Origin of the sequence: Zwartia panacis, assembly GCF_030410395.1 — a bacterium.
Classification (GTDB): domain Bacteria; phylum Pseudomonadota; class Gammaproteobacteria; order Burkholderiales; family Burkholderiaceae_B; genus Zwartia; species Zwartia panacis.
The window spans coordinates 89,987-96,543 of record NZ_JAUHHF010000013.1 but is presented as its reverse complement, the minus strand read 5'-3'; the positions used below and the strand labels follow the sequence as shown (position 1 = coordinate 96,543).

The following is a 6,557-nucleotide window of genomic DNA, read 5'->3' as shown; positions in this document are numbered from 1 at the left end:
GGGATTTCACTCCCGTCGCCATGATCGGGGAAGTCCCTCTGGTCTTGGCTGCCAAACCGAACGCTCCAGGCAAAAACGCGCAAGAGTACTTCGCTTATCTGAAGCGTACGCCCAATTTGAACTACGGTGCGACAGGTGTGGGCAGCATCCAGCACTTTGCCGGGGTCATGCTCAGTCAGGCATTGGGCAACAACATGGGTGCCGTTCAGTACAAAGGTGGCGGCCCTGCCATGACAGACACCATGGGCGGTCATATCGAGTTTTCGATTGGAAGTATGACGCAGGTCCTGCCTCAATTAAGAAACGGCACGTTGAGAGGAATTGCGGTGACAAGTCCACAACGCTCAGAGGCGGCTCCCGAGCTACCCACTTTTCAAGAGGCTGGTATTCCGGGCTATGAGATTCAGCAGTGGTGGGGGCTACTCGGTCCCGCCAACATGGATCCTAAAACCCAATCTTTTATTAATGCGTCTGTGAATCAAGCCCTCAAGTCCGATGAGCTGGTGAAATTTCTGGCTACAGATGGCGGCAAGACCAAGCCCATGAGCGTAGCCGACTTTACCAAACTCGTTCACGATGGCTTGAAACGTTGGGCTGAAGTGGCAAAACAAACTGGGATTACTGAGCAATAACGAGACAATGATGAGCTTAACCGTCACACCCATCCGACCTGATTTTGGCGCAGAAGTCAGCGGTCTCGATCTTTCAGCGCCCCAGAACCCTGACATCAAGCGTGAACTCAATGCGTTACTGGCACGCTATGCCGTACTGGTCTTTCGTGACCAGTCTCTTTCTCCACCACAATTCATGGCCGCTGCTGAAAACTTTGGGGAGCTGATGGATCAGCAACTCAAAAAGTATGTATTGCCAGATTATCCAATGGTCGGCTGCAATTCGACAGATGATCTACCGCGTAAAAATGGCAAGTTACAGGTTCGCGGCGAAAATTATCATACGGATCACTCAAACGAAAGATGCCCTCCAAAAGCCACAACCCTGCACGCACTTCAAGTTCCACCAAGCGGCGGCGACACGCAGTTTGTCGATGTCAGGCAAGCTTACGATGATCTGCCCACAACGCTGAAAGAGAAAATCAGAAACCTTTACTCTTTGCACGTCCACCAAAGTAGTCGCAGTCCTCGTGAGCTGACTAAACTCAGTCCAGAGGATCTTGCAAAGATACCTACGGCCCTTCAACCTCTCGTGATCAAGCACCCGGGAAGTGGTCGCCCTGCGCTATATCTGAATACCGGCCGTATGGAAGGAATAGACGGGATGGACCCCGACCAAGGTTACGCCCTGATCGAAGACCTTTATCGTCGAGCCACCCACACACGCTACGAATATCGTCACAAGTGGCGAGTCGGAGATATGGTGATTTGGGATAACCAAGCCGTCATGCATCAAGCGAACGCGGATTATGATCCAGAGCAAAAGCGCTTTCTTTACCGCTTGATGATCAAGGGTGTCGCACTTACGCCTGCTCTGGCCTAATGACTACGTTGGATTAAGACGCGTCTGCAACGCATTTTTTAACTGAGGCGTCTTTAGCTGCGCCATACAGGGGCTTGCCATCTTTGCTCAATGCTTTGGCTTCACATGCTGCAGCCTTGGAAGCAGCGCCTGTTTCACGCTCGCATTTCTGCATGAATGAATTTTTTGCCGCACCCGTCAGAGGTTTTCCCTCCTTACTGACAGCCTTCGCTTCACAGGCGCTCGCAGCTGTTTGCGCATAAGCAGGAACCATCACACACGCTGCGAACAAAGCAAGAATAAGTTTTTTCATCACAATCTCCTTATATTAATATTGAGGTCCTCGGTAAAACCTTTAGCACTGCGCTACACACAACCTATGCTCACTCGAAACACCTGGATTGTCTGCTCGCTGATGAGTTTTGCTATTCAGTTCGATAAAGTCATTCGCGCTCAAACTCTTGACCTCATCTCACTTGGTACTGCCGTTCTGATTGCACTCGTCATGGGCGCGGGCTGGGCTTTCGTTGCCGGATGGATTAGAGACAAACTCATCCCCGGTCTGGCAGAAGATCACGCGCGCAACATTCAAATTGCTTTTGGTTTGTTCTCTCTTTTGTTAATCGCCAGCCTGCTTTACAAACTGTGGGCTGCCTGATTCCACAGCCTCAACTCTGGATTCACGAGATCCTATTCTGTTGTTTTCCGAATAGTCTGCTGCCCACACGAGCGGCACAGTCAGCGCAAAGCCAAAAACAATCAGCGCGATGCTGATGTTCAACGAGTTGAACCAGATTGCCAGGATGTGGGGAGTAGGAAAAGTTACTTTTGACACGGCTGCACTTGCACCAAAACAGTAAATGTATGGGTCAATAGTGCATGGAACAGCTGGATGTTACAAGGAATTATTAGATTTTTATTGTTTTTTGTATTTCATTTAGACTATTTGAATAGTACTTAGATGCCATTTTTGTGTTGGAATTCTGTCAAAGCCAATCCATCACAGCAAATAAAACTACGGAGTGATTCGAGCCAGATAGTACGAGATATCTTGGAGATCCTGATCAGAAACGCCGTAGACTGAAGCAGCCATGTTGGAGTCACGGCCGACCGCCTGATTGTTTTTGAATTGCTGCATGCTGTGCAACAAATAATCCTCGCGTTGCCCTGCAAGTCTGGGGATTTGGTCGCGACCCAGGTATGTCGGTAGATGACAAATGCCGCAGCGCATACCTTCAACAAGTTTGCCGCCTCGTGCAAATACTGCTGCATCTTTATCGGTCGGTACAGGAGCGAGTGACTTCTCGGAATAAAGTTGCGCGAGCGCAGAAATTTCGGCGTCCGCGACGCCATCGAGCATCCCTTTCATCGAAGGCACGTCACGTACCCCCTCACGGATGAGGACGAGCTGATTTTCCAAAAACAGTTTGGGTTGTGCAGCCAATGAAGGAATACCCTTTTGCTGGGAATTTCCATCCGCGCCATGGCAACCCGCGCACAGCGCCAAGCGCTGTGCGGAGATCTCTGCGAGCGCTGCGGGAGCAGCCACAAGGACCGCTCCCAACAATGCAACGACTCGTAATGCAGACAACATTCGCATGGAATTACTTTTGATAAGTCACGCGATAGATGACGCCGTTCTGCTCATCCGCAACCAACAGCGAGCCGTCTTTCATTTGATGCAGGTAGGCAGGACGACCCCACCATGACTGGTCAGCCTCGTTCATGAAGCCTGTCATGAATGGTTCAACCTTGGCGTTCTTGCCATCCGCATCGGCACGCACTGTGACCACATCAAAGCCGATTTTCTTGGTACGGTTCCAAGAGCCTTTACGAGCATTGAACAAGACGTTTTTGTACTCGGGAGGAAACATGTCGCCCGTGTAAAACTTGACACCCATTGATGAAGCGTGGGGTCCCATCAACGCGACAGGCTGCTCAACACCGGAACACGCATCCGCTTTTTTAATATCAGGATCTGGCAAGTTGCCCTGATGGCAATAAGGGAATCCGTAGTTAGCCTTGAGCTTCAAACGGTTCATCGTGTCGTTTGGTGTGTCATCACCCATCCAGTCACGACCATGGTTACTAAACCAGAGTTCTTTGGTCACTGGGTGCCAGTCAAAGCCAACCGTGTTGCGCACACCGGTTGCCAGAACTTCCATTCCAGAACCATCCGCGTTGTAGCGACGGATCTGCGCGTACTCAGGCGTGGGCAACTCGCAAATGTTGCAAGGCGCACCAAAGGGAACATACAGCTTGCCATCGGGACCAAACGCCACGTACTTCCAGTTGTGATGGGGCAGAGGCGGGAAGTTGAACTTGGCTGTCAGATCGACGGGAGTCGCATTGGGATTTTTTACGATGTCATCGAATCGCAAAACTTTGTCCACAGCAACAACGTAGAGGGATCCGTCTTTATAAGTCGCAGTTGGCTGGTTGAGTTTGTCAATCAGCACCCGCGAAGTACGCGTTTTGCCGTCATCGGTAATCTCATAAATACGACCCAGTGGACGTGTACCGACATAATACTTACCACCCTCACCTTCAGCGATGGCACGACTGCCTGGGATGCTATCCGCCCAGACTTCGACCTTGAAACCAGGTGGTAATTTGATTTTGTCGATTGGCACATCAGCTGCCTTGGTGGCAGTCAATTTGGCCGGCAAAGGTGCCAAGGTAGAGTTGGCCATCGAAGCAGGCATACCCTGTTTCCAGGCTGGTGGGGGGGCTGCAGCGGGAGCAGCGGGTGCAGCGGTCTGCGCTTGAGCAGACATTCCAAAGGCCAGGGCTAATCCCAGGCCGCTTATAGCGCGCAAGTAATTATTCACAGTCGTCTCCGTGACGTTTGATGTTTAAAAAGCTCATCTTTTTTGAACCTACTTGGCGATATTACTAGAATTGAAAGCTTACGGAAATTTTTTTATCGCTTGATTCCGCCTGGAACAAAACAGGCCGAATTAAGTCGTGATGAATCCTAGCTGCACTCACGCCACAGCCCGAGTTCGACAAGTGTCGCCGCCAATACCCCAGCATCTGTGAGGTCATGTCCCGCATTGTCCACGCGAACGAGCTTTGCATGAGGCACCGCGCGCTGGATGGCCTGGCTGTTGGCAAAAGGACAGAGCGCATCCGAGTCTCCATGAACCAAAGTCAAGGGGATCTCTTTCAGGGCGTGAGAGCCAGCCAAAAGATCCGTCCGAACAAAACAATGATGCTTCAGGTAATGGCTCTGAATCCGATAGCGCGCGATCAGAGCCGATTCATCGAGAGGACCCAATACGGGAGCCTGCGCAGGATAAACGTTCATCGCTGTTTCGTAGGCCGCCCAAGCCTGTGCCAGCCGCACCTGTTCAGTGAAATTGTTTTCCATACAAAAGACTTGGTAACCATATTCGAGAACAGTCTGGCCGGAGTCCACAGGCACCAGGGATTTCAAACTGAGCCAACGCTCCCGACAAGCCGTGGGGGGGGACTCCATGAAATTTTCAATTTCTGCTGGAGTGCACAAAAATGGACTGCGCAACAACATTCTTTCAATGCGCTCTGGATGCGACATCGCATAGAGCAGCGCGAGCGCCCCACCCCATGAGCCGCCCACAACGCTCCATGCCGATAGCCCGAAATGCGTGCGCAAGCGCTCAATATCCGCGATCAAATCTCGGGTTTCGTTCTGCTGGATTCCCCCCTGAGGACGGCTGCGTCCACAACCTCTCTGATCAAACTGGATGATCCAGAAGGCCTCAGGATCGAAAAATCGGCGATGCAGCGGACTCGCCGAACTGCCCGGCCCGCCGTGCAACCAAACCACAGGGGCACCCTCGGGATTACCACTAGTCTGCCAGTGGATCTCGTGCCCGCCGCCCACCGCAAGCCACCCCTGAGCCCGGGGCGGTGTCTCGGGAAATAGCTTAGTTTTCATGTGGTTAACATTTTAAAAAAGTTAATAGATGAAATTGCGTTGATTCTATATACTCATGCGTAATGCCAAACATTGGCGTTGCGAGACCGTCCATTAACCGTACTTCTGGAGACCGCTATGAAATGGGAAACACCATCAGCAATCGATCTGCGTTTTGGTTTTGAAATCACAATGTACATCGCCAATCGCTAATCGTTTTTAAAAGGCCGCGACGAAAGTCCCGGCCTTTCTTCTTTTGAGTTGTGATGCAAATACGCGTGTTAGGCTCCGCTGCCGGCGGAGGATTTCCTCAATGGAATTGCAACTGCCTGAACTGCTCGGGCGTGCGCCAAGGTAGTATCAAAGCACAGGCGCGAACTCAGTCTTCGATCATCGTTGGTAATGGCTCTCAGGATTGGGCGCTCATCAATGCATCCCCGGATATTCTGACCCAGATCAAAAACACACCAGCCCTGCAACCTGCCAGACAGATACGCGACAGCGGAATCGCTGCTGTTGTCTTGATGGACGCACAGGTTGATCATGTGACCGGGCTCATGATGCTGCGGGAAAGAAACTCGCCCTTACCTATTTATGCGACGCGACAAGTTTTTGACGATCTGACAACCGGACTGCCGCTGGTCAAGACACTGGCACATTACTGCACTGTGGATCAGCGCCTCATTCGTCCCGATCAAGAAAGCTTCAGCATCCCGCAGATCGAGGGCATCGCTTTCAAACCGATTACGCTTTCAAGCAAAGCGCCTCCTTATTCTCCCCATCGCCACGACCCGCATCCAGGCGACAACATTGGCTTGCTGATCACTGATCTCGCAAGCGGTCAAAAAGTTTTTTATGCCCCCGGTCTTGGCATGATTGAACCTCAAGTCGAACAGGCGATGAAAGAGGCTGACGTCCTGCTCGTCGATGGGACGTTTTGGACGGATGATGAAATGATCAGTTCCGGCTTGTCCTCAAAGCGCGCAATCGATATGGGGCACCTCGCTCAAACAGGCGCCGGGGGTATGATCGAGGCGTTAGCGCCTTATTCAAACAAACGACGCATTCTGATTCATATCAACAATACCAACCCTATCCTGCGCGAAGACTCGACGCAAGCCATGCAGCTCAAAGCTCTTGGCATCGAAGTCGCCTACGATGGCATGCTGATAGAAACATAGAG

9 protein-coding genes are annotated in these 6,557 nt (G+C 51.5%); 5 read left to right on the top strand and 4 right to left on the bottom strand.

The annotated features are described in order from the left end of the window. A partial coding sequence (locus QWY30_RS14370) for a Bug family tripartite tricarboxylate transporter substrate binding protein (RefSeq protein WP_290242153.1) occupies window positions 1–632 on the top strand: 632 nt, incomplete at its 5' end. A 10-nt stretch (window positions 633–642) separates the two neighbouring features. Next, window positions 643–1,494, top strand: coding sequence for a TauD/TfdA dioxygenase family protein (locus QWY30_RS14365; protein WP_290242151.1), 852 nt, complete (start codon window positions 643–645; stop codon window positions 1,492–1,494). Window positions 1,495–1,507: 13 nt separating this feature from the next. On the opposite strand, the gene QWY30_RS14360 is transcribed toward QWY30_RS14365, so the two are convergent. Beyond that, window positions 1,508–1,786 (bottom strand): hypothetical protein, encoded by a 279-nt coding sequence (locus QWY30_RS14360; RefSeq protein WP_290242149.1) that lies wholly within the window; start codon window positions 1,784–1,786, stop codon window positions 1,508–1,510. A 102-nt stretch (window positions 1,787–1,888) separates the two neighbouring features. On the opposite strand from QWY30_RS14360, the gene QWY30_RS14355 reads away from it, so the two are divergent. Further along, window positions 1,889–2,131 carry a hypothetical protein gene (locus tag QWY30_RS14355; RefSeq protein WP_290242147.1) on the top strand — a complete coding sequence of 81 codons (243 nt, stop codon included), beginning with the start codon at window positions 1,889–1,891 and terminating at the stop codon, window positions 2,129–2,131. 357 nt (window positions 2,132–2,488) lie between these two features. Here the strand turns inward: QWY30_RS14355 and QWY30_RS14350 are convergent, their stop codons facing one another. The 3 genes from QWY30_RS14350 to QWY30_RS14340 all read right to left on the bottom strand — a co-directional run bounded on the left by QWY30_RS14350 (window position 2,489) and on the right by QWY30_RS14340 (window position 5,395). Further along, window positions 2,489–3,073: a c-type cytochrome gene (locus QWY30_RS14350; protein ID WP_290242146.1), complete on the bottom strand. Its 585-nt coding sequence runs from the start codon at window positions 3,071–3,073 to the stop codon at window positions 2,489–2,491. Between the two features lie 4 nt (window positions 3,074–3,077). Then, a complete protein-coding gene (locus QWY30_RS14345; RefSeq protein WP_290242144.1) occupies window positions 3,078–4,304 on the bottom strand; it encodes a PQQ-dependent sugar dehydrogenase in 1,227 nt (408 codons plus the stop codon). A 146-nt stretch (window positions 4,305–4,450) separates the two neighbouring features. Beyond that, window positions 4,451–5,395 carry an alpha/beta fold hydrolase gene (locus QWY30_RS14340; protein ID WP_290242141.1) on the bottom strand — a complete coding sequence of 315 codons (945 nt, stop codon included), beginning with the start codon at window positions 5,393–5,395 and terminating at the stop codon, window positions 4,451–4,453. A gap of 117 nt (window positions 5,396–5,512) precedes the next feature. On the opposite strand from QWY30_RS14340, the gene pqqA reads away from it, so the two are divergent. Together pqqA and pqqB are read left to right on the top strand one after the other, a co-directional pair. Beyond that, entirely contained in the window at window positions 5,513–5,587 is a 75-nt protein-coding gene (gene pqqA, locus QWY30_RS14335; RefSeq protein ID WP_259660981.1) for a pyrroloquinoline quinone precursor peptide PqqA, read from the top strand. A 53-nt stretch (window positions 5,588–5,640) separates the two neighbouring features. Further along, window positions 5,641–6,555, top strand: a complete 915-nt coding sequence (pqqB, locus tag QWY30_RS14330) for a pyrroloquinoline quinone biosynthesis protein PqqB (RefSeq protein ID WP_290242139.1) — start codon at window positions 5,641–5,643, stop codon at window positions 6,553–6,555. The last annotated feature ends 2 nt before the right edge of the window (window positions 6,556–6,557 follow it).